The 20,688-nt window shown below is 38.0% G+C and carries 18 protein-coding genes and 2 tRNA genes; 4 read left to right on the forward strand and 16 right to left on the reverse strand.

Going from position 1 to position 20,688, the window contains the following annotated elements; all coding sequences use genetic code 11:
• The first annotated feature begins 90 nt into the window (after nucleotides 1-90).
• Nucleotides 91-687, forward strand: coding sequence for a master DNA invertase Mpi family serine-type recombinase (locus BGO84_RS18550; RefSeq protein WP_006801082.1), 597 nt, complete (start codon nucleotides 91-93; stop codon nucleotides 685-687).
• 45 nt (nucleotides 688-732) lie between these two features.
• On the opposite strand, the gene mobA is transcribed toward BGO84_RS18550, so the two are convergent.
• The 7 genes from mobA to BGO84_RS18585 all read right to left on the reverse strand — a co-directional run bounded on the left by mobA (nucleotide 733) and on the right by BGO84_RS18585 (nucleotide 7,169).
• Nucleotides 733-1,176, reverse strand: coding sequence for a conjugal transfer protein MobA (gene mobA, locus BGO84_RS18555; protein WP_006801081.1), 444 nt, complete (start codon nucleotides 1,174-1,176; stop codon nucleotides 733-735).
• Between the two features lie 806 nt (nucleotides 1,177-1,982).
• Nucleotides 1,983-2,483, reverse strand: coding sequence for an ORF6N domain-containing protein (locus BGO84_RS18560; protein ID WP_006801080.1), 501 nt, complete (start codon nucleotides 2,481-2,483; stop codon nucleotides 1,983-1,985).
• 1 nt (nucleotide 2,484) lies between these two features.
• On the reverse strand, nucleotides 2,485-2,901 hold the full coding sequence (locus BGO84_RS18565) for a transcriptional regulator (RefSeq protein WP_006801079.1): 417 nt from the start codon (nucleotides 2,899-2,901) through the stop codon (nucleotides 2,485-2,487).
• A 35-nt stretch (nucleotides 2,902-2,936) separates the two neighbouring features.
• Nucleotides 2,937-4,175, reverse strand: a complete 1,239-nt coding sequence (locus tag BGO84_RS18570; RefSeq protein WP_006801078.1) for a site-specific integrase — start codon at nucleotides 4,173-4,175, stop codon at nucleotides 2,937-2,939.
• A 271-nt stretch (nucleotides 4,176-4,446) separates the two neighbouring features.
• A tRNA-Ser gene (locus BGO84_RS18575) sits at nucleotides 4,447-4,533 on the reverse strand.
• Between the two features lie 77 nt (nucleotides 4,534-4,610).
• Nucleotides 4,611-5,618, reverse strand: coding sequence for an aspartate-semialdehyde dehydrogenase (locus tag BGO84_RS18580; RefSeq protein WP_006841954.1), 1,008 nt, complete (start codon nucleotides 5,616-5,618; stop codon nucleotides 4,611-4,613).
• A gap of 126 nt (nucleotides 5,619-5,744) precedes the next feature.
• Nucleotides 5,745-7,169, reverse strand: a complete 1,425-nt coding sequence (locus BGO84_RS18585; RefSeq protein ID WP_291031403.1) for a tetratricopeptide repeat protein — start codon at nucleotides 7,167-7,169, stop codon at nucleotides 5,745-5,747.
• Nucleotides 7,170-7,328: 159 nt separating this feature from the next.
• On the opposite strand from BGO84_RS18585, the gene BGO84_RS18590 reads away from it, so the two are divergent.
• The 3 genes from BGO84_RS18590 to BGO84_RS18600 all read left to right on the forward strand — a co-directional run bounded on the left by BGO84_RS18590 (nucleotide 7,329) and on the right by BGO84_RS18600 (nucleotide 9,245).
• The gene (locus BGO84_RS18590; RefSeq protein ID WP_291031405.1) at nucleotides 7,329-7,991 is read left to right on the forward strand and encodes a rhomboid family intramembrane serine protease; all 663 of its coding nucleotides are present in this window, start codon (nucleotides 7,329-7,331) and stop codon (nucleotides 7,989-7,991) included.
• 204 nt (nucleotides 7,992-8,195) lie between these two features.
• Nucleotides 8,196-8,525, forward strand: a complete 330-nt coding sequence (locus BGO84_RS18595) for a hypothetical protein (protein ID WP_135105798.1) — start codon at nucleotides 8,196-8,198, stop codon at nucleotides 8,523-8,525.
• A 45-nt stretch (nucleotides 8,526-8,570) separates the two neighbouring features.
• Complete coding sequence (locus tag BGO84_RS18600) at nucleotides 8,571-9,245, forward strand: OmpA family protein (RefSeq protein ID WP_135105778.1); 675 nt, start codon at nucleotides 8,571-8,573, stop codon at nucleotides 9,243-9,245.
• Between the two features lie 101 nt (nucleotides 9,246-9,346).
• Here the strand turns inward: BGO84_RS18600 and rpoC are convergent, their stop codons facing one another.
• The 9 genes from rpoC to BGO84_RS18645 form a co-directional block, all read right to left on the reverse strand.
• Nucleotides 9,347-13,630, reverse strand: coding sequence for a DNA-directed RNA polymerase subunit beta' (gene rpoC, locus BGO84_RS18605; protein WP_291031407.1), 4,284 nt, complete (start codon nucleotides 13,628-13,630; stop codon nucleotides 9,347-9,349).
• A 120-nt stretch (nucleotides 13,631-13,750) separates the two neighbouring features.
• Entirely contained in the window at nucleotides 13,751-17,563 is a 3,813-nt protein-coding gene (gene rpoB / locus BGO84_RS18610) for a DNA-directed RNA polymerase subunit beta (RefSeq protein WP_135105774.1), read from the reverse strand.
• A gap of 101 nt (nucleotides 17,564-17,664) precedes the next feature.
• Nucleotides 17,665-18,042, reverse strand: coding sequence for a 50S ribosomal protein L7/L12 (rplL, locus tag BGO84_RS18615; protein WP_006841947.1), 378 nt, complete (start codon nucleotides 18,040-18,042; stop codon nucleotides 17,665-17,667).
• A gap of 42 nt (nucleotides 18,043-18,084) precedes the next feature.
• Nucleotides 18,085-18,597, reverse strand: coding sequence for a 50S ribosomal protein L10 (gene rplJ, locus BGO84_RS18620; protein ID WP_135105772.1), 513 nt, complete (start codon nucleotides 18,595-18,597; stop codon nucleotides 18,085-18,087).
• A gap of 20 nt (nucleotides 18,598-18,617) precedes the next feature.
• The gene (rplA, locus tag BGO84_RS18625) at nucleotides 18,618-19,313 is read right to left on the reverse strand and encodes a 50S ribosomal protein L1 (protein ID WP_006841945.1); all 696 of its coding nucleotides are present in this window, start codon (nucleotides 19,311-19,313) and stop codon (nucleotides 18,618-18,620) included.
• Nucleotides 19,314-19,330: 17 nt separating this feature from the next.
• Nucleotides 19,331-19,774, reverse strand: coding sequence for a 50S ribosomal protein L11 (gene rplK / locus BGO84_RS18630; protein WP_135105770.1), 444 nt, complete (start codon nucleotides 19,772-19,774; stop codon nucleotides 19,331-19,333).
• 64 nt (nucleotides 19,775-19,838) lie between these two features.
• A complete protein-coding gene (gene nusG / locus BGO84_RS18635) occupies nucleotides 19,839-20,384 on the reverse strand; it encodes a transcription termination/antitermination protein NusG (RefSeq protein ID WP_006841943.1) in 546 nt (181 codons plus the stop codon).
• A gap of 21 nt (nucleotides 20,385-20,405) precedes the next feature.
• Nucleotides 20,406-20,597 (reverse strand): preprotein translocase subunit SecE, encoded by a 192-nt coding sequence (secE, locus tag BGO84_RS18640; protein ID WP_135105768.1) that lies wholly within the window; start codon nucleotides 20,595-20,597, stop codon nucleotides 20,406-20,408.
• A 19-nt stretch (nucleotides 20,598-20,616) separates the two neighbouring features.
• Nucleotides 20,617-20,688: transfer RNA gene (locus BGO84_RS18645), tRNA-Trp, on the reverse strand.

Here is a 20,688-nt window from a genome sequence, read left to right on the forward strand (position 1 = left end):
CTGGAAAAAAGTATAATTATATAGTATAATAAAAATATACTATTTTTGCTGTTTTTAATTTTATATATATTTAATTTAAACAAACAGCAGATGATTTATGGATACATTCGTGTAAGCACAGACAGGCAAACAGTCGAAAACCAGCGTTTTGAAATCAACCAATTTTGTGAGAAAAATGTAATGGTAATTGACAAATGGATCGAAGAAACAATTTCCGGAGCAAAAAGTGTACAGGACAGGAAGTTGGGTAAGCTATTAAAGAGAATGAGAAAAGATGATATTCTTATATGCTCCGAATTGTCTCGACTCGGTAGAAATCTTCTTATGATTATGGGTGTTCTTAATGAATGTATGAACCGTGATATTCAGGTTTGGACAATCAAAGATAATTACCGCTTGGGAAGTGATATTAATTCTAAAGTTCTAGCCTTTGCTTTTGGTCTCTCAGCCGAAATTGAACGTAACCTTATATCCCAACGTACCAAAGAGGCATTAGCTCGAAAACGTGCTGAAGGTGTTATCCTTGGTCGTCCCAAAGGAAGTAAATCAAAAGTGAAAAAATTGACAGGAAAGGAAATTGAGATAAAAAATCTATTAGATAAGAAAGTTTCCAAAAGTGCCATCAGCCGTATTCTCGGCGTTCATCGCTTAACTGTTAGTGCATTTCTCAAGGATAACCAACTATAAAGACTTTTTTTAATTGAATAATAATACCTAAATTGAAAATGCTATTTACTTCTGTAACCACATATATCCATACTTTTTCTCAAATTCCTCAGTTAATTCCATAATTTTTTTCTGAAGAACAACCATTTCGATGGTTTGTTTTTCCAGTTTATAAAGAAAAGCCAAGGCCTTTTTCTCGGAAAAATTCGACTTTAGGGCTTTGACTATTTGGTTATAGTTCGTACCAACTATTCTAAATTGTCCGAAGAAAGTAGTTAACCTCATGTAATAATCTTGTACAGCTTTGTCGATTTTCACAACCTTTATTGGCTTATTAAATATGCAAGAAGTAATAAAATGAGCCTTAACACTCATACATGACTTGTCATATAAAGCGAGAAAACGTGCGTTGTCAACGTTATTCAAATAGATAACATAACGATGTATTGCAGGATCATTCTTCGGATTCCGCCCTCCTTTTCTTCTTTCAGAAAGATTATTTGTTTTCATAACTACATAAAGATTTAATAAATAAAAATTACGACTTCGGAGTGATTTTCTCTCCCTGAAAGGGCAAGGGTTTTGAAGCACGGAAATTTATTTCAAGTGCTTCAAAACATACCTTGCTGTATTCTGACGAATACCAAAATCCATCCTCCGATGGATTGCCTTAAAGTTTATTTGAGAGATTATCATTACACGACAAAGGTAGCGTCTGTTAATTGAAAGGTTATGATGAGGTTTTCAGACAAATGGTGACAGCAGATGTCATTGGATGACAGTTAATTTTCTTGGCTATCCTGACATCCCTTTTTGTGAATTCATAACTGGATTTATTCATTAAAATATTCACTAATTATTGATGTATTTACTTCAGCTATGAAGTATGTAGTGAATAAGTTAGCTCTTGACTGATACCCAACCAATAAATACTGACTTCATGGCTTCATGAATGAATGACTTCACTAAGTCATGAGGTCAAGACATAACTCATCAAGAAAGGAACAAATAAATTACAGGTTGAATATTATAGTTCAGTAATGGGTGAGTGGCTGAATGAAGTATATATCTACAACTTCATTGAATATTATTTCTTTTTTCAACTGATAAACACCTTCCCTGTGAAAAGAATAAAATAGACCATATTTTTGAGGGAATACTACCCAACGGGTGGAGATTGCCGATAAAACCTGAAAGGCTTGATATTGGCGTTTTATTCTTGAAATAGACCTTTGTTATCAGATGATAAAAAGTGACGGCATAAAAAAGGGTAAAAGAATACTTTTACCCCATTAATTAAGTCGAAACTATAATGTCTATTCATCTCTTACATAACCAACCCTTTTCCTTGATTTTGTATCTTGTCCCTTCTGACTGGCTAATTCTGTTAATGCTTGGTAAATATCATTGAATTGCAGATTCGTTTCTAACATGAAGTTTTCTAATTTTTGATTTAGCTCAGCATACCCCAAAGCATATTGACGAAGCATAATAAAAGCTCTGACTATTTGGATATTAACAGAAATTGCTTTCTGACTATTTAATAATCCTGCTAACATTGCAATTCCATGTTCTGTAAAAGCATAAGGTAGCTTTCTTGTTCCTCCCCAACTTGATGTTCCATTTTGGAATATCAAGTCAAATTCTTTATTATTCAATTGGAACATAAAATCTTCGGGAAAACGATCAAGATTCCGTTTTACAGCCTTATTCAAGTTGCTAGTTGTTACTTCATATAGTTCAGCTAAATCCTTATCAAGGATAACTTTATATCCCCTTATTTCATATATTCGATTCTGTATTACTTCTAATTCCATATTAATTCAATGTTTTAAGTGAATGTTGTTTTGTACTTGTATTGAATATCACAATAACTTCATGGCTTTTCTGTTTTTGACGATATTCCTGAAAAGCATTCAAGACCCATTTTCGAAAACAGTTGGTATAAAGTGATTGAATATGAAAACTCAAAAATATAATTGTTTCAAGGTTGTAATATGTACGAATATACTCTCCGCCATCTTTCGTATATCTATATTCTTTCGTAACATCACTTTCTCTCAATAAATTATACTTGAAAATATTTTTGAGATGTTTACTTATTGTTGGGGAATATACCCCAAACAAATTAGCAATCTCGTTTACTGTCATCCAAACTGTACCATCAACGATTTTCACTTCAATGGTCGGTTTGTTGGTATCTATATCTGTGAATTTTATATATCCTGTTTCCATATGATTATTTTTGATGGTTTTATATTCCTCTATATTTATTTAGCTTTTGATAATTGAATATTATTGGCTTTCAATTTGGTCGAAAGTGTGTTCATTTCGTTACTTATCAGGTTTTCGGTAACTCGCGCATAAATTTGAGTTGTACGAATATTCGTGTGCCCTAGCATTTTAGACACAGCTTCAATAGAAACACCTTTAGCTAAAGTGGTTGTACTCGCAAATGTGTGACGTGCTAGGTGGAAGCTTAATCGTTTCTCAATCCCGCACACAGTACCGATTTCTTTCAAGTATGAATTCATCTTTTGATTGCTTAATGTCGGTAATACTTTGTCATCTTGCTTACCTCTATATTTCTCAATTATTGCTAAAGGGACATCAAGTAATGGAACAGTCACGATGGTATCTGTTTTTGCTCGTTTAGTCATAATCCATGGCTTTCCATCTACCCCTATTTTTATATTGTCATAGGTAAGTTTATAAGTATCCACGTAAGCCAAACCAGTCCAACAGGCAAACACAAAAATATCTCGCACTTTTTCAAGCCGTTCTATATCAAATTCCTTATTTTTAATAATCTCTAGTTCTTGGTCAGTCAAATATCCTCTATCAACTTTCTTAAAATGGATTTTATAGTTTGCAAAAGGATTGTGTTGCATCCATCCATTATTCTGAGCGATGAGAATCACTCGTTTAAAGAATTGAATGAACTTTGCTGTTGTATTAGGACTACAGCTTGCTTGTGTTCTCAGATAGACTTCAAAATCGCAGATAAATTGATACTTTATCTCTTTTACATTGATATCAGAAATATTATACTTGAATTTCATAAACTCAGATATCCTTGTATAAGTCACTTTATATTTTTGCAAGGTTGCTTTTGCCTTAGTGATATTTACCAAAGCTTCTATATCTTTTATAAGGTCTCTAAACAAAACGAGCAGCATTGTGTTATCAGTTGATATACCCAGATAAGAATTCTTCAATTTTTCAGCAGTCACATAATTGTCTTTCTCGAATATCTCCCGATACATATTGTGTAAGATAGTACGACAAGCATCAAGGGTTTGATTCACCTCTATAGCTTCTCTCGATTTACTCCTGGCTTTGTGATTCTCCATATCCCAAAGCTCGGCTCTGATGTCTTTGTGGATATTAAAACTTACAGCCTCACCCGCAATAGTTATCCTGCAAAAGATAGGGGTGAACGAATCCTTCCTCATTTTGTCCTTTCTTAGGTAGAAAGTGATAGCAAACGTGCTTTTTGATGTTCTCATAATTCCTCTTTTTAAAGCGTTAAAATTAATTTTAATCTGTTGTTTTTGAGGAAAATAAGCACTGCCAATATTGGACTACAAACTACCAATTTGCGACACGTCAAGGGTGAACGAATAAAATTGCAGGGGTGAACACTTTGGCAACAGATTGTTGTCTCAAAGTGGCTTTTTTATGTCTTTCGGAGGAAAGGTGAAAACATAAAAAAATCCTACAATACGTTGATATTGTAGGATTTATCCAAGCTTTGTCGCTTTTTGTCTTTTCTTAAAGCGGAAGCGGGGGGATTCGAACCCCCGGTACAGTTACCCGTACGTCAGTTTAGCAAACTGGTGGTTTCAGCCACTCACCCACACTTCCTGAAACCGCAATCGGCTTTTCGCTAATTGCGATGCAAATATAGTTGTTTGTTTTGATTATACAAACAGTTTCCCGACTTAAATAGCATTTTCTTTGATCAAATACTCTGCTATCTGAACAGCATTTAATGCTGCGCCTTTCTTGATCTGATCGGCTACTACCCAGAATGTCAAACCATTCTTATTCGCTATATCTTGGCGTATACGTCCAACATACACAGGGTCTTGTCCTGCAACAAACAATGGCATCGGATATTCTTTTTGTGCGGGATTGTCTTGCAACACAATTCCTTCAGCTTTCGAGAATGCCTCACGAGCTTCTTCCGGCGACACAGGTCTCTCAGTCTCTACCCAGATAGCCTCAGAGTGAGAACGAAGTACAGGAACACGGATACAGGTTGCACTCACTTCTATATCAGAGTGCATAATCTTACGCGTTTCGTTGTACATCTTCAACTCTTCTTTTGTATATCCGTTATCTGTAAACACGTCAATGTGAGGAATCACGTTATACGCAAGCTGGTAAGCAAACTTCTCTACAGCCACATCATTGTTGAATGCAATTTGCTTAAATTGATTGATCAACTCTTCCATAGCCGCAGCTCCTGCTCCTGATGCTGCCTGATAAGTTGCTACATGTGCTCTTTTAATATGAGATATTTTTTCTATCACATTCATCGCCACTACCATCTGTATCGTTGAGCAGTTTGGATTTGCAATTATCCCTTTAGGACGAACTTTTCCATCCTCGCCATTTACTTCAGGTACAACAAGAGGTACATCCTTATCCATACGGAAAGCACTTGAGTTGTCTATCATGATTGCGCCATGCTTAGTAATGGTTTCAGCATATTCGATAGAAACACTTCCTCCTGCCGATGTAAAAGCAATATCTATATCTTTAAAATCGTCATTGTGCTTCAGCTCCTTCACCGTATACTGTTTATCACGAAACGTATAGACATTGCCTGCGCTTCTGGCAGAACCGAATAATACTAATTCCTTTATCGGGAAATTTCGTTCGTCAAGAACTCTTAAAAACTCCTGACCTACAGCACCACTTGTGCCAACAATAGCGATTCTCATTTTTTTTATTGGTATAGAGTAAATTATTTAATATAAAACAGGTTGCAAATATAACGATTTACTATCAATTATGTATTCTTTGTGGTTTTTTGTTACTCTAAGTAAACTTCAAATTAAACAAAAGAACTATCGGGCTTGTATCTCTTGATTTCTTGCCTGTATTTCCATTTGAGGTATACTCACTTGCAATTGTTCGACTTCCTTTTCAAGACTATAGATATCAGAAGACATTCTCCGCTTTTCATCCTGAGATGCATTACTATAATCTGCACGCAGTTTTTCCAACTTTTCGGATAGTCCTTTTAGTTCCGATTTCATCTCTACTACCTTCGAATATGTACTCTGAGCTGTTCTATTTTTGAAATCTGACATTTTATAATACGTCTTGTTATCATTAATAACGAATTCAAAATCATGAGTCACCTCTACTTTCACAACAGCTTCTTGACGAGCCAACGCAATCAGATTTTTGTAATTATTATTTTTTTGCCATGTACTCTTTATCGAAGATATTTTAGCTCTGCCTGCCAGATAGCTTTCATCCTCGCTCTGGATGGTTTTCACGACTTTATTCGGAACAAATGTATATATGCAAACTTTCCCTTTAGGCATATATCTATCGGAGGCAAACCAGCCAATGCCCTTTTCTTCGTCCACTGCCATCATATAGTCATTAAACAACGAATTGAATGGCATATTCAGACGTTCAGGGGCAAGATAGGTATCTGTATTCATATTGTAGCGAGAGACAAACAAATCATACCCTCCGAGTGTCTCTTCATCTTTTGCAGCAAAATAAATAGTCACTCCATCTGCCATTACGTATGGATAGTTTATATCACCGGAAAGACCAAAATTGTTTGCTGAAAGTTTCTTTTCATTACCAAAATCATCGAACAACTTTTCTTTAGAGTAAAGGCTGAACACATTCTCTTTATCGGGCTTAGCATAATACATTTTAGTCCCTTTTTCATTCGTATATACCGTTGCATCTATATGCTTTGCTGATACGAAAATTTTGTCAAAGGGTTCTAGTTTTCCTGAGCTGAGACTCAGTTTATACGCTGAAAGAAATTTCGCCTTATCTACAATTATACTATCTATTATCTGTATATCTTCTGTGTTGGACACCATACGCCGAAGACGTGACATCACTTTTCTTTTTTCGTCTAATTTTGCTCTCGATGCTTCATCTTTCTTTTTAAGACCGGCTTCGTATTTGTTGAAAGATTCTTCCGATTGTGTAAACTTATATTCTTGCCCATATAATTGCCCCAGATACAAGAAAGATTCTTGTATTCTTTTCTTAGAAGCAACAATGAGGTATTCTTCCGCTTTTTTAAGATCTCCTCCCGTTTCTAGAAGACAAACCCCATACCATTGATTTAGATTAGCATCTTCCGGCTTAGCTTTATATTCTTCCTCTAAAATGGGTAAAGCCTTTGCATATTCTCCCTGAAGATATAATTCTTTTGCTTCAGAAAGAGTTTGGGAAAATGCCACAGGAACACAAGCAAACGTAATAAATAGCCAGATAAATATAGATTTCATGCCGTTCTATTCTAATTAATTATAGGTTTCAAATTTACATGAAAATATTCAAACTATCAATCTGTAAGCGAGGAATGACTTCGTCGAAAGAAATATAGCACAAAATTTTCAAGGCTTATACTCTTTTTTATACCTTTGCCTTTACGAAAAATGAAAATTATGGATTTTAGTTTACAGTCTGTTTTACCTATTTTGATTATTGCTCTCACAGTTATAACCAGCATAAAGGGCTTTGGTGACATGGCCTTTTTTGAACGCTACAAGTTTAATGTAGGGGCTATTTTGGGAAACTCGAAACAATGGGACAGGCTGATAACATCTGCAACACTTCATGGAGACTATATGCATCTATTGTTTAATATGATGACATTGTACTTCTTCTCCGATATTATTACCTACTCTTTCGGAGTATGGATATATCTGGCTATTTACTTTTTGTCTATCATTGGCGGAGGATTACTCTCTCTTTTCATCCACAGAAAAGAATACTACTACAGTGCCATCGGTGCTTCAGGAGGGGTGGTAGGTATACTTTTTGCTGCTATTGCTGTGTATCCCACAATGCCTCTTCGCTTTTTCTTTATTCCGATAGATATCCCGGGATGGATTTTCGGGCTTGGGTATCTGGCTTTTTCCATCTATGGTATGCTGAAAAAGGTTGGTAATATAGGACATGATGCACACATGGGCGGTGCTATTGTAGGTATTGTTGTGGCTGTCATTTACACGCCTGCAAAACTACTTAGTATGAATGCGGTCTATTTGGGTATAATGGTTTTGCCGCTGATCGTTTTAGCCTATCTTATTTGGAAAAAAAAATAAAATAACTACTTTTGATTAAACATTGAATCGTAATAAATAGTAAGAAATATTAAACCTTCTTTCACATAACAAGTCTCAATAAAAACCAAACTTAGAATAACAGAAGAATAGGTAAACTACGAAAATAATAAACCAGCCATATTTGAACATCAAAGTAACTTTGTTGTTATAAATCTAAATAATATAATCCTAAAATATAAGATGATGAGCAGTGATAAAGATCTGATACAGTATGACGAAGATGATGCTGTAAAGTATATACAGAACTATCTTCCGCAAGAAATGAAAGGAAAATACTCGAGTGACGAAATCAACTATATTATTGATATCGTTTACGAATTCTATGAAGAAAAAGGCTACATGGACGAAGATGCCGATGAGAACGTAATTGTAGACATCGATGAAGATGAAATTGTATCTTATGTATTGAAGAATACGAAAAAAGACAAAATAAATAACTTCTCAGCCGAAGATATCGCATTCATTATACAGGGCGAGATTGCATATTGTGAATCACTAGGGATATTCGAATAAAACGAAGATAATCACACAAATTTTAATTATTAAAAGAATAAATTTATGAAACATTTTTCATTCGTAGCAGCTATTGTTTTGAGCTGCGCATTACTATTATCTAGCTGTGGAGCGAGCAATACTGTAAAAGGTGGAGGTATCGGTGCAGGTGCAGGTGGTGCATTGGGCGCAGGTATTGGTGCTATTATAGGCGGCGGTAAAGGTGCTGCATGGGGTGCAGGTATAGGCGCTGTAGTTGGTGGTTCGGCCGGTGCTATCATTGGCAACAAAATGGACAAACAAAAGAAAGAATTGGAGCAAATCAACGGAGCTCAGGTAGAATCTATCAACGATGGACAAGCTATCAAAGTTACGTTTGAATCAGGAATTCTATTTGCAACAAATTCAAGCACATTAAGTTCTGCTTCACAAAGTGCACTAAGCAACTTCGCTGCTTCATTAAATAATAATCCTGATACTGATGTTCAAATATACGGACACACAGATAATACAGGTTCTGACGCTATAAACAATCCTTTGTCTGAAAAACGTGCACAAGCTGTTTATAATTTCCTTCAAACCAAAGGTGTTTCAGGAAAACGTATGGTATCTCAAGGATTTGGATCTACACAACCTGTTGCCGACAACAGTTCTGTTGCAGGTAGAGCTCAAAACCGTCGTGTAGAAGTTTACATACTTCCTAACGAAAAGATGCTAAAAGACGCTCAACAAGGTAAATAATCTTACACATAGAGTTTAGCTCGGTAAGCTTAACAAAAAATGAAAGGGGAGAGAAACATAATGTTTCTCTCCCCTTTCTAACTATATAAAAGAATAATTAATTATTCTACGGCATCAAAATCTACTACGGTCTTTCTGGTTGCAGCAATCCTGTCAAAATCTTCCTTTGTACCAACAACTAATTTTTCAAATTCACGTTGTCCTGTACCGGCAGGTAATAAGTGACCACAGATTACATTCTCCTTCAATCCTTCCAGTCTGTCTACCTTAGCGTTTATAGCAGCGTCGTTCAGTACTTTTGTTGTTTCCTGGAACGAAGCGGCAGACATAAAGCTTTGAGTCTGGAGAGCAGCACGGGTAATACCTTGAAGTATCTGGTTAGCTGTTGCAGGAACTGCGTCACGCACTTCTACCGGACGAAGGTCTCTACGTTTCAACATAGAGTTTTCATCTCTCAGCTTACGTGCAGTAACAATCTGTCCCGGTTCGAATGTTGAAGAATCTCCAGCGTCAACAATAACTTTCTTACCCCAGATTCTATCATTCTCTTCCATTACTTCATATTTGTCGATAACCTGCTGTTCTAGGAAACGAGTATCCCCTGGATCGATAACTTCTACCTTGCGCATCATCTGACGAACAATCACCTCGAAGTGCTTATCGTTGATCTTCACACCCTGTAGACGGTATACGTCCTGTACTTCGTTTACAATATATTCCTGAACGGCTGTAGGTCCCATAATAGCCAATATATCAGAAGGAGTTGTAGCTCCGTCAGACAGTGGCATACCGGCTCTCACAAAGTCATTTTCTTGAACAAGAATTTGTTTGGATAGAGGCACCAGATATTTCTTAACTTCATCAAGTTTAGAAGTTACTATAATTTCTCTATTACCACGTTTGATCTTACCGAATGAAACCTCACCATCGATTTCCGACACTACTGCAGGATTAGATGGGTTACGTGCTTCGAACAACTCAGTTACACGGGGAAGACCTCCGGTGATATCACCAGCCTTACCTACTGCACGAGGTATCTTAACAAGTACATCTCCGGCTTTGATTGCATCATTATCATCTTTCACAAGGTGAGCACCTAATGGTAAACTATAAGTTTTGATAGTTCTGCCCTGCTCATCCAAGACATGAGCTTCAGGTGCTTTAGTCTTATCGCGAGATTCGATAATGATCTTTTCTTTCAGACCGGTTTGTTCATCCGATTCAACCTTAAACGTAACACCTTCTATTACATTCTCGAATTTGATACGTCCTGTGGCTTCAGATATAATAACGGCATTAAATGGATCCCAATCACAGATTAGATCATCTTTTTTCACCTTAGCACCATCCTTAAAGTACAATTTAGAACCATAAGGAATATTATGAGTAAGGAGTACGATTTTAGTGTTAGGATCAACCAGACGAAGCTCTACCAATCGGCTAACTACAATCTGAGTTTTCTTGCCTGATTCGTCAAGAATATCTACTGTACGAAGATCATCTATTTCTAATATACCATCGTATTTAGCAACAACGCTACTTTCGGTAGCAATATTAGATGCGATACCCCCAACGTGGAATGTACGTAGTGTCAACTGTGTTCCCGGCTCACCGATAGACTGTGCGGCAATAACACCTACAGCCTCACCACGCTGAACCATACGGCCTGTTGCAAGGTTACGTCCATAGCATTTACCACAAACACCCTTCTTCGATTCGCAAGTAAGAACCGAACGGATCTCTACGCTCTCGATAGGAGAATTCTGTATAATAGTAGCTGCATCTTCTTTGATTTCCTCTCCCGATTTAACAATGATTTCTCCTGTCATCGGATGTTGGATATCATGAACAGATACACGACCTAAGATACGTTCATATAAAGAAGCAACAACTTCTTCATTGTTTTTAAGCTCTGAACAAACAAGACCACGCAATGTACCACAGTCTTCTTCGTTAATGATCACATCTTGTGATACGTCAACAAGACGACGAGTCAAATATCCGGCATCGGCAGTCTTCAAAGCCGTATCGGCAAGACCCTTACGCGCCCCGTGGGTAGAGATAAAGTACTCTAACACCGACAATCCTTCTTTAAAGTTCGACAAGATCGGATTCTCAATAATCTGAGCTCCTTCTGCCCCACTCTTTTGAGGTTTCGCCATCAATCCACGCATACCTGACAACTGACGAATCTGCTCTTTCGATCCACGGGCTCCTGAATCCAACATCATATATACGGCGTTGAATCCCTGATCGTCTTCCGAAAGCTGTTTCATCAAGATGTTAGACAATCTTGAGTTGACGTGTGTCCATATATCAATAATCTGGTTGTAACGTTCGTTGTAGGTAATGAATCCCATGTTATAGTTATTCAATATCTGCTCTACTTCGTCATAACCTTGTTGTACTAATGTATCTTTTTCTTCAGGAATGATTACATCTTCGAGGTTGAACGACAAACCTCCACGGAATGCCATTGTATAACCTAAATCTTTAATGTCGTCAAGGAACTGTGCTGTTTTAGCAACCCCACAGGCTTTGATTACATTACCGATGATATCACGTAATGATTTCTTAGAAAGCACTTCATTGATGAATCCTACTTCTACAGGAGTTTTCTCATTAACAAGAACACGTCCGACAGTAGTTTCACGCATCAATTTCTTTATTTCACCATTTTCGTCAAGGTCATTCACATATACTTTTATCAAAGCATGTATATCAACCTTACCCTCATTGTATGCAATAATAGCTTCCTCAGGGCCATAGAATATAAGTCCTTCGCCAAGAGCACCCTTACGGATTTTTGTGATATAATATAGTCCAAGAACCATGTCCTGAGAAGGTACGGTAATAGGAGCTCCATTTGCTGGGTTCAGAATGTTATGAGATGCAAGCATCAACATCTGTGCCTCAAGGATAGCTTCATTACCTAATGGTAAGTGAACAGCCATCTGGTCACCGTCGAAGTCGGCATTGAAAGCCGTACATGCTAACGGGTGTAATTGGATCGCTTTACCACCAATCATCTTTGGCTGGAATGCCTGGATACCAAGACGGTGAAGAGTAGGAGCACGGTTGAGCATAACCGGATGTCCTTTCATCACATGTTCCAAGATATCCCATACCACAGGCTCTTTACGATCTACGATCTTCTTAGCCGATTTTACTGTCTTTACGATACCACGCTCGATCAGCTTACGTATAATAAATGGTTTGTACAGCTCAGCTGCCATATCCTGAGGAATACCACATTCGTGCATCTTCAATTCGGGCCCAACGACAATTACCGAACGAGCTGAATAGTCGACACGCTTACCCAACAAGTTTTGACGGAAACGACCTTGTTTACCTTTCAAACTGTCGGATAGAGATTTCAATGGACGATTGGCATCTGTCTTAACTGCACTAGACTTACGTGAGTTGTCAAACAATGAATCGACAGCTTCCTGAAGCATACGTTTTTCGTTACGTAAAATAACTTCGGGAGCTTTGATATCAATAAGTCTTTTCAGACGATTGTTACGTATAATTACACGACGATACAAGTCATTCAGGTCGGATGTAGCAAAACGACCTCCATCTAATGGAACCAACGGACGAAGCTCTGGCGGAATTACCGGAACAATTTTTACAATCATCCACTCCGGTTTATTCTTACCTTTCGATCCACGGAACGCTTCAACAACCTGAAGTTGTTTCAATGCCTCGTTCTTACGTTGTTGAGATGTATCTGTGCTTGCCTTATGGCGCAGAGTATTAGCTAATGAATCGAGGTTGATACGAGACAAAAGGTCGTAAACAGCCTCAGCCCCTATTTTAGCAATAAACTTGTTCGGATCGGTATCGTCCAACAGTTGATTTTCTTTTGGAAGCTTATCCAGAATATTCAAATATTCTTCTTCTGTAAGAAGGTCTTTATCTGCTATTCCTTCTTCTACTGCCGCACCGGACTGAATCACAACATAACGTTCGTAGTAGATGATAGAATCCAGTTTCTTGGTAGGTATACCTAAAAGATAACCCATTTTGTTTGGCAGCGAACGGAAATACCAGATATGAGCCACAGGAACAACAAGGTGGATATGTCCTGTACGTTCGCGACGAACTTTCTTCTCTGTAACTTCAACACCGCATCGGTCACAAACGATACCCTTATAACGGATTCTTTTGTATTTACCGCAATGACATTCGTAATCCTTTACAGGTCCGAATATACGTTCGCAGAAAAGCCCGTCACGTTCAGGTTTGTAAGTACGATAGTTGATTGTTTCAGGTTTCAAAACTTCACCGCTTGATGCTTCCAGAATTTCTTCAGGAGATGCAAGGCTCACAGTTATTTTTGAAAAGCTACTCTTTACTTTATTTTCTTTTCTAAAAGCCATATACTTTTTTCTTTTAAAAGCTGTAGCTATTAGCCATTAGCCGATAGCTGTTTGTTAGAGTATTTAGAATCCGTCGGCTATCAGCTTAGTTAAAGCCGAAAGCCAACGGATAATATGATATTAATCGAGAGAGACACTCAATCCCAAACCACGCATTTCGTGAAGAAGTACGTTTAATGATTCAGGAATACCCGGCTGCGGCATAGGTTCACCTTTTACAATCGCTTCATAAGCTTTTGAACGCCCTATAACGTCATCCGATTTGATTGTCAGAATTTCTCTAAGAATGTGAGCTGCACCGAATGCTTCCAGTGCCCAAACCTCCATTTCTCCGAAACGCTGACCCCCAAATTGAGCCTTACCTCCAAGAGGCTGTTGGGTAATAAGTGAGTATGGTCCGATAGAACGGGCATGCATCTTATCTTCAACCATGTGACCGAGTTTAAGCATATAAATTATACCTACGGTAGCATGTTGGTCAAATTGAATACCTGTTCCTCCATCAATAAGACGGACTTTACCATAACGTGGTACTCCAGCTTTATCTGTCCATTCGTTCAAATCGTCAAGGCTAGCACCATCAAAAATTGGTGTAGCAAACTTAACTCCCAGCTCTTTACCAGCCCAACCCAATACAGTTTCGAAGATCTGACCAAGGTTCATACGTGAAGGCACCCCTAACGGGTTCAACACGATATCAACCGGAGTTCCATCCGGTAAGAATGGCATATCTTCCTGACGAACGATACGCGACACGATACCTTTGTTACCGTGACGACCCGCCATCTTATCTCCAACCTGTATCTTACGTTTCTTAGCCACATAAACTTTAGCTATCTGAACTATTCCCGAAGGTAGTTCATCACCTATAGTGAGGTCGAAACGCTTACGTTTAAGCTCAGCATCAAGCTCTTTATATTTATGTAGGTAGTTTACGATAACATCTCTGATAAGCGCATTTTTGTGCTCATCCGATGTCCAGTTACTTACCTGTATTGATTCGTAATCGATACCATCCAAAGCACTCTTCGTAAACTTAGAGCCTTTACCGATAATATCAACATTCAAATAATCTTTAACACCCTGTGATGGTTTACCTTCGGTCAATACCAATAGCTTATCTACTAATATTCCTTTCAGTTTTGCCATCTTTTCTTCATACTCTTCATCTAATTTAGGTAGCAAAGCTTTGCTCGAAAGTTTTGTCTTACCCTTTTTAGATGCTTTAGAGAACAAGTTTGTTGATACAACAACACCTTTCAATGAAGGAGATGCTTTCAAAGATGCATCTTTCACATCACCGGCTTTGTCTCCAAAGATTGCACGAAGCAGCTTTTCTTCAGGAGAAGGATCAGATTCACCCTTCGGTGTAATCTTACCGATCAGGATATCTCCCGGACTAACACGAGCTCCTACACGGATAATACCTCTTTCATCCAAGTCTTTAGTAGCATCTTCACTTACGTTCGGAATATCGGATGTCAATTCTTCAACACCACGTTTTGTATCACGAACCTCAAGTGCAAACTCTTCTACATGGACAGATGTAAAGATATCTTCGCGAACAACACGTTCGTTCAATACGATCGCATCCTCAAAGTTGTATCCTTTCCAAGGCATGAAGGCAACCTTCAGATTCTTACCGATAGCCAATTCACCTTTTTCAGTTGAATAACCTTCTGTTAGTATCTGATTCAACACAACTCTGTCGCCTTTTCTACAGATAGGACGAAGGTCGATTGTTGTATTTTGGTTTGTCTTACGGAACTTAGGAATAGAATATGTTTTAATCGCATCGTCAAAAGCCACAAAGTCTTCGTCTGCTGTACGATCGTATTTAATTTTAATCGTATCGGCATCTACAAAAACAACTTCACCTGCACCTTCTGCAACAATCTGAGTACGAGAGTCACGAATAAGCTGACCTTCGATACCGGTTCCTACGATAGGAGATTCGGTACGCATCAAAGGAACAGCCTGACGCATCATGTTCGATCCCATCAGCGCACGGTTGGCATCATCATGCTCCAAGAATGGAATCAACGATGCTGCAATAGAAGCGATCTGAGTTGGAGATACGTCCATCAACTCTACTTCTGATGGCTCAATAACAGGATAGTCTGCATCTTGACGAGCTTTTACACGCATATTGATAAATGATCCGTCATCATTCAACGGAGCATTACCTTGAGCGATAAGCCTGTCTTCTTCCTCTTCGGCTGCAAGATATACGATACCTTCAGACGATAAGTCGACTTTACTATCTGCTACTTTACGATATGGTGTTTCGATAAAACCAAGGTCGTTGATCTTTGCATAAACACAAAGAGAAGATATCAAACCAATGTTTGGACCCTCAGGTGTTTCGATCGGACAAAGACGACCATAGTGTGTATAGTGAACGTCACGCACCTCAAAACCGGCTCTTTCGCGAGAAAGACCACCTGGTCCAAGGGCAGACATACGACGCTTGTGAGTAATTTCAGCCAATGGATTGGTTTGATCCATGAACTGAGACAACGCATTTGTACCGAAGAATGTATTTACGACAGAAGAAATTGTTTTAGCATTGATCAAATCAATCGGCGTAAACACTTCATTATCGCGAACGTTCATTCTTTCACGGATGATACGTGCCATACGGTTAAGACCAACTCCAAACTGATTGAAAAGCTGTTCTCCTACAGTACGTACACGACGGTTGCTCAAGTGGTCGATATCGTCAACGATGGCTTTTGAGTTGATCAACTCGATAAGATATTTGATGATCTCAATAATATCTTCCTTCGTTAAAACACGAATATCTGTACTAGTAGAAAGTCCCAGTTTCTTATTCAGCCTGTAACGTCCTACTTCTCCCAAATCGTAACGTTTTTCGGAAAAGAAAAGGTTATTAATAACCTCACGAGCACTTGCATCATCAGCAGGCTCTGCGCTACGCAATTGTCTGTAGATATGACGAACGGCGTCTATTTCCGAGTTACTTGGGTCTTTTTGTAATGTATTGTATATAATTGCAAAGTCAGAAATATTCTGAGACTCTTTGTGCAATAATATAGAAGATACACCCGAATCGAGTATCAAATCCAGATGATCTTTTTCCAGAATAGTTTCACGTTCAAGAATAACTTCGTTACGTTCGATAGATGTTACCTCACCGGTATCCTCATCCACGAAGTCTTCCATCCAGGTTCTAAGAATTCTGGCAGCAAGTTTACGGCCTGCTATCTTTTTTATATTTTGTTTATTAACTTTTACCTCTTCTGCCAGATCGAATATTTCGAGGATATTTCTATCACTCTCAAAACCGATAGCACGAAGGAGCGTAGTTACAGGTAATTTCTTTTTACGGTCAATATATGCATACATGACATTATTGATGTCTGTAGCAAATTCAATCCATGAACCTTTGAAAGGAATGATACGTGCCGAATACAATTTAGTACCATTAGCATGCATTGTTTGTCCGAAAAATACGCCCGGCGAACGGTGCAACTGCGAAACAACAACACGCTCGGCACCATTGATCACGAATGTACCTTTTTCGGTCATGTATGGAATCAACCCCAAATAAACATCCTGAATAACCGTGTCAAAGTCTTCATGATCGGGGTCGGTACAATAAAGTTTAAGTTTTGCTTTTAGAGGAACACTATACGTCAATCCTCTGTCGATACACTCTTCGATTGTGTAACGTGGCGGATCGATAAAGTAGTCCAAAAATTCTAATACAAAATTGTTTCGTGTATCAGCTATAGGAAAGTTTTCTGCAAAAACTTTGTATAGACCTTCTTTCTTCCTCTTTTCGGGAGGAGTATCAAGTTGTAAAAAGTCGCGGAATGACTTTAGCTGCACTTCAAGAAAATCCGGATAAGGTAGCGGATTTTTGATTGAAGCGAAATTGACTCTTTGATTTGTATTTATTGAAGACATGGAATATCCAGTTTTGATGAACTTATTATTTTTGACGTAAAAAGGTTAAGAACCTTCACAACGAAGGTTCCTAACCAAAGTATCCTTTGACAGGACTGTTTTTACTTAAGTTCAACTTCAGCTCCTGATTCTTCTAATTGTTTTTTCAATGCTTCTGCTTCATCTTTAGTTACTCCTTTTTTAAGTTCACCAGGAGCAGCATCAACTAGATCTTTAGCTTCTTTCAAACCAAGTCCTGTTAGTTCTTTAACAGCTTTAACAACTTGCAATTTGTTTGCACCTGCTGATTTCAAGATTACATCGAAAGATGTTTTTTCTTCTACAGCTTCTGCAGCTGGACCTGCAGCCGGACCTGCAACTGCAACAGCAGCAGCGGCTGGTTCAATACCATATTCAGTTTTTAGAATTTCAGCTAGTTCGCTAACTTCTTTCACTGTCAAATTTACTAGTTGTTCTGCAATAGCTTTGATATCTGCCATTTTTGTATAAATTAAAATTGTTATTATTCTTTTTTAAATGAATTATCGTTTCGATAATGTTTCTAATACACCATGAATGGTATTACCACCCGATTGAAGGGCTGAGATAACATTCTTGGCTGGAGATTGAAGCAACATGATAACATCGCCGATAAGTTCGTTCTTGCTCTTGATGTTTTCTAATGCGCTCAAATTTTCCGCACCTATGTAGAAGCTTTCTTGTACATAAGCAGCCTTAAGCGAAGGAATTCCTTCTTTCTTGTACTTAGCGATCAGTTTAGCCGGTGCATTAGCTGAATTGGAAAACATCACTGCAGTGTTTCCTTTCAAAACTGAATGTAGTTCCGAATAGTCACCTTCAAGTGTATCCAATGCTTTCTGCAACAGGGTATTCTTTACGACCATTAATTTAATTTCTTGCTTTGCGCACTCTCTTCTCAATTCGCTGGTTTTAGTCGAATTAAGAGTAGCGATATCAGCAAGATAGAAATTGTCGTAACCTTTGATTGTTGCCGCTATAGTTTCTATGATAGTACTTTTATCTTCCTTTCTCATAATGTTTCAGTCAATTTTGATTAATTTTCTACTGATTTAGGGTCAATTTTTACACCCGGACTCATAGTACTTGAAAGACAAACACTTTTCACATAAGTTCCTTTAGCTGCAGTAGGTTTCAGTTTGATAAGCGTAGAAATAAATTCTCTTGCATTATCTCTGATCTGATCTGAAGTAAAAGATACTTTACCTATAGAAGCATGAACGATACCTGCTTTATCAACTTTAAAGTCGATTTTACCTGATTTTACTTCAGTTACAGCTTTAGCAACGTCCACAGTCACAGTTCCGCTCTTAGGGTTAGGCATTAGACCACGAGGTCCAAGTACACGCCCCAAAGCTCCAACTTTACCCATGATAGCAGGCTGAGTGATGATAACATCAATATCAGTCCAACCACCTTTTATCTTTTCGATATATTCATCCAAACCTACATAGTCTGCACCAGCTTCTTTAGCTGCAGCTTCTGCATCCGGAGAACATAATACCAAAACTCTTACTTGTTTTCCTGTTCCATGAGGAAGAGATACTACACCTCTCACCATCTGGTTAGCTTTACGTGGGTCTACACCTAAGCGTACATCCAAATCGACAGATGAGTCGAATTTTGTAGTTGTTATCTCTTTTACAAGAGCTGATGCTTCAGTCAGTGTATATAATTTCCCTGCTTCAATTTTGCTGAAAGCTAACTTCTGATTTTTTGTAAGTTTACCCATTATCAATTGAAGTTTAATTATTTAACATCAGGGAAAGCCCCTTTTACAGTAATACCCATACTTCTTGCTGTACCAGCAACCATCTTCATGGCAGATTCTACGGTAAAACAGTTCAGGTCAACCATTTTATCTTCAGCGATAGCTTGTACTTGATCCCAAGTAATTTCTGCTACCTTCTTACGATTTGGTTCTGCTGATCCACTCTTTGTTTTAGCGGCTTCAAGTAACTGAATTGCCACAGGTGGTTGTTTTACAATAAAATCAAAAGACTTATCAACATAGTAAGTAATTACCACTGGTAATATTTTACCTGCCTTGTCTTGAGTTCTGGCATTAAATTGCTTACAGAAATCCATGATATTGATACCTTTAGAACCTAAAGCAGGCCCTACCGGAGGAGATGGATTTGCTGCACCGCCTTTAATCTGTAACTTTAATTGTCCAGCAATTTCTTTAGCCATTTTTGTTTTTAATTTTTAGTTTTGTTAAAACTTAAATAGAACATCCAGAGTGCGTAACCAGTCCTTATTGCTCTTTTTCAACTTGCATGTAATTCAATTCGAGAGGAGTTTTCCTTCCAAATATTTTTACCATCACCTTGAGTTTCTTTTTCTCAGCGTTCACCTCTTCAATAATACCAGAAAAACCAGAGAAAGGACCATTTGTTACTTTCACGTTTTCTCCAACAAAATATTGAATATCCAAGCCTACTTCCTGCTCATCCAGTTCGTCCATTGTACCTAATATCCGATTTACTTCAGATTGGCTCAGCGGTTGTGGATTAGTAGTATTCGGTAAAAAACCTGCAACAAAATTAATGTTACGAAGTTCATGGATCACTTCACCTACGAGTGCAGCCTCAATCAATATGTAGCCGGGAAGATAAGCTCTTTCTTTGAGAACCTTCTTTCCGTTACGCATAATATAAGTTTTCTCTGTAGGAATAAGAACTTGAGAAATATACTTCCCTAAGTCAGTTTTCTTTATCTCTGATTCAAGATATTCTTTGACTTTATTTTCTTTTCCACTAACAGCACGCAGAACGTACCATTTCTTTTCGATTTCAGTCATAGTTTTTTGACAAGATAAAGATTACAACAGACCATAAAGCAACTTAACCGCTCTATCAAACACCGAATCAACACCCCACACAACCAATGCCATAATAATGGAAGCGATCATGACAATAACTGCACTGCTAGTCAATTCCGGACGAGAAGGCCAAGAAACCTTATATACAAGTTCGTTATAAGAATCTTTAAAATAGTTAATTATTTTTTTCATCACTCCTGTTTGAGTTTAGCACGGGCGGAGAGATTCGAACTCCCGACATTTGGTTTTGGAGACCAACGCTCTACCACTGAACTACGCCCGT

Source organism: Dysgonomonas sp. 37-18 (assembly GCF_001899125.1).
Classification (GTDB): domain Bacteria; phylum Bacteroidota; class Bacteroidia; order Bacteroidales; family Dysgonomonadaceae; genus Dysgonomonas.

Coding starts and splice junctions, on each gene's coding strand:
- BGO84_RS18600 (WP_135105778.1), top strand. CDS start 8,571: ATGAAACATTTTTCATTCGTAGCAGCTATTGTTTTGAGCTGCGCATTA.
- rplK (WP_135105770.1), bottom strand. CDS start 19,774: ATGGCTAAAGAAATTGCTGGACAATTAAAGTTACAGATTAAAGGCGGT.
- secE (WP_135105768.1), bottom strand. CDS start 20,597: ATGAAAAAAATAATTAACTATTTTAAAGATTCTTATAACGAACTTGTA.
- rpoC (WP_291031407.1), bottom strand. CDS start 13,630: ATGGCTTTTAGAAAAGAAAATAAAGTAAAGAGTAGCTTTTCAAAAATA.
- rplL (WP_006841947.1), bottom strand. CDS start 18,042: ATGGCAGATATCAAAGCTATTGCAGAACAACTAGTAAATTTGACAGTG.
- mobA (WP_006801081.1), bottom strand. CDS start 1,176: ATGAAAACAAATAATCTTTCTGAAAGAAGAAAAGGAGGGCGGAATCCG.
- BGO84_RS18550 (WP_006801082.1), top strand. CDS start 91: ATGATTTATGGATACATTCGTGTAAGCACAGACAGGCAAACAGTCGAA.
- rpoB (WP_135105774.1), bottom strand. CDS start 17,563: ATGTCTTCAATAAATACAAATCAAAGAGTCAATTTCGCTTCAATCAAA.
- rplA (WP_006841945.1), bottom strand. CDS start 19,313: ATGGGTAAACTTACAAAAAATCAGAAGTTAGCTTTCAGCAAAATTGAA.
- BGO84_RS18560 (WP_006801080.1), bottom strand. CDS start 2,483: ATGGAATTAGAAGTAATACAGAATCGAATATATGAAATAAGGGGATAT.
- BGO84_RS18580 (WP_006841954.1), bottom strand. CDS start 5,618: ATGAGAATCGCTATTGTTGGCACAAGTGGTGCTGTAGGTCAGGAGTTT.
- rplJ (WP_135105772.1), bottom strand. CDS start 18,597: ATGAGAAAGGAAGATAAAAGTACTATCATAGAAACTATAGCGGCAACA.
- BGO84_RS18585 (WP_291031403.1), bottom strand. CDS start 7,169: ATGAAATCTATATTTATCTGGCTATTTATTACGTTTGCTTGTGTTCCT.
- BGO84_RS18565 (WP_006801079.1), bottom strand. CDS start 2,901: ATGGAAACAGGATATATAAAATTCACAGATATAGATACCAACAAACCG.
- BGO84_RS18595 (WP_135105798.1), top strand. CDS start 8,196: ATGAGCAGTGATAAAGATCTGATACAGTATGACGAAGATGATGCTGTA.
- BGO84_RS18570 (WP_006801078.1), bottom strand. CDS start 4,175: ATGAGAACATCAAAAAGCACGTTTGCTATCACTTTCTACCTAAGAAAG.
- BGO84_RS18590 (WP_291031405.1), top strand. CDS start 7,329: ATGGATTTTAGTTTACAGTCTGTTTTACCTATTTTGATTATTGCTCTC.
- nusG (WP_006841943.1), bottom strand. CDS start 20,384: ATGACTGAAATCGAAAAGAAATGGTACGTTCTGCGTGCTGTTAGTGGA.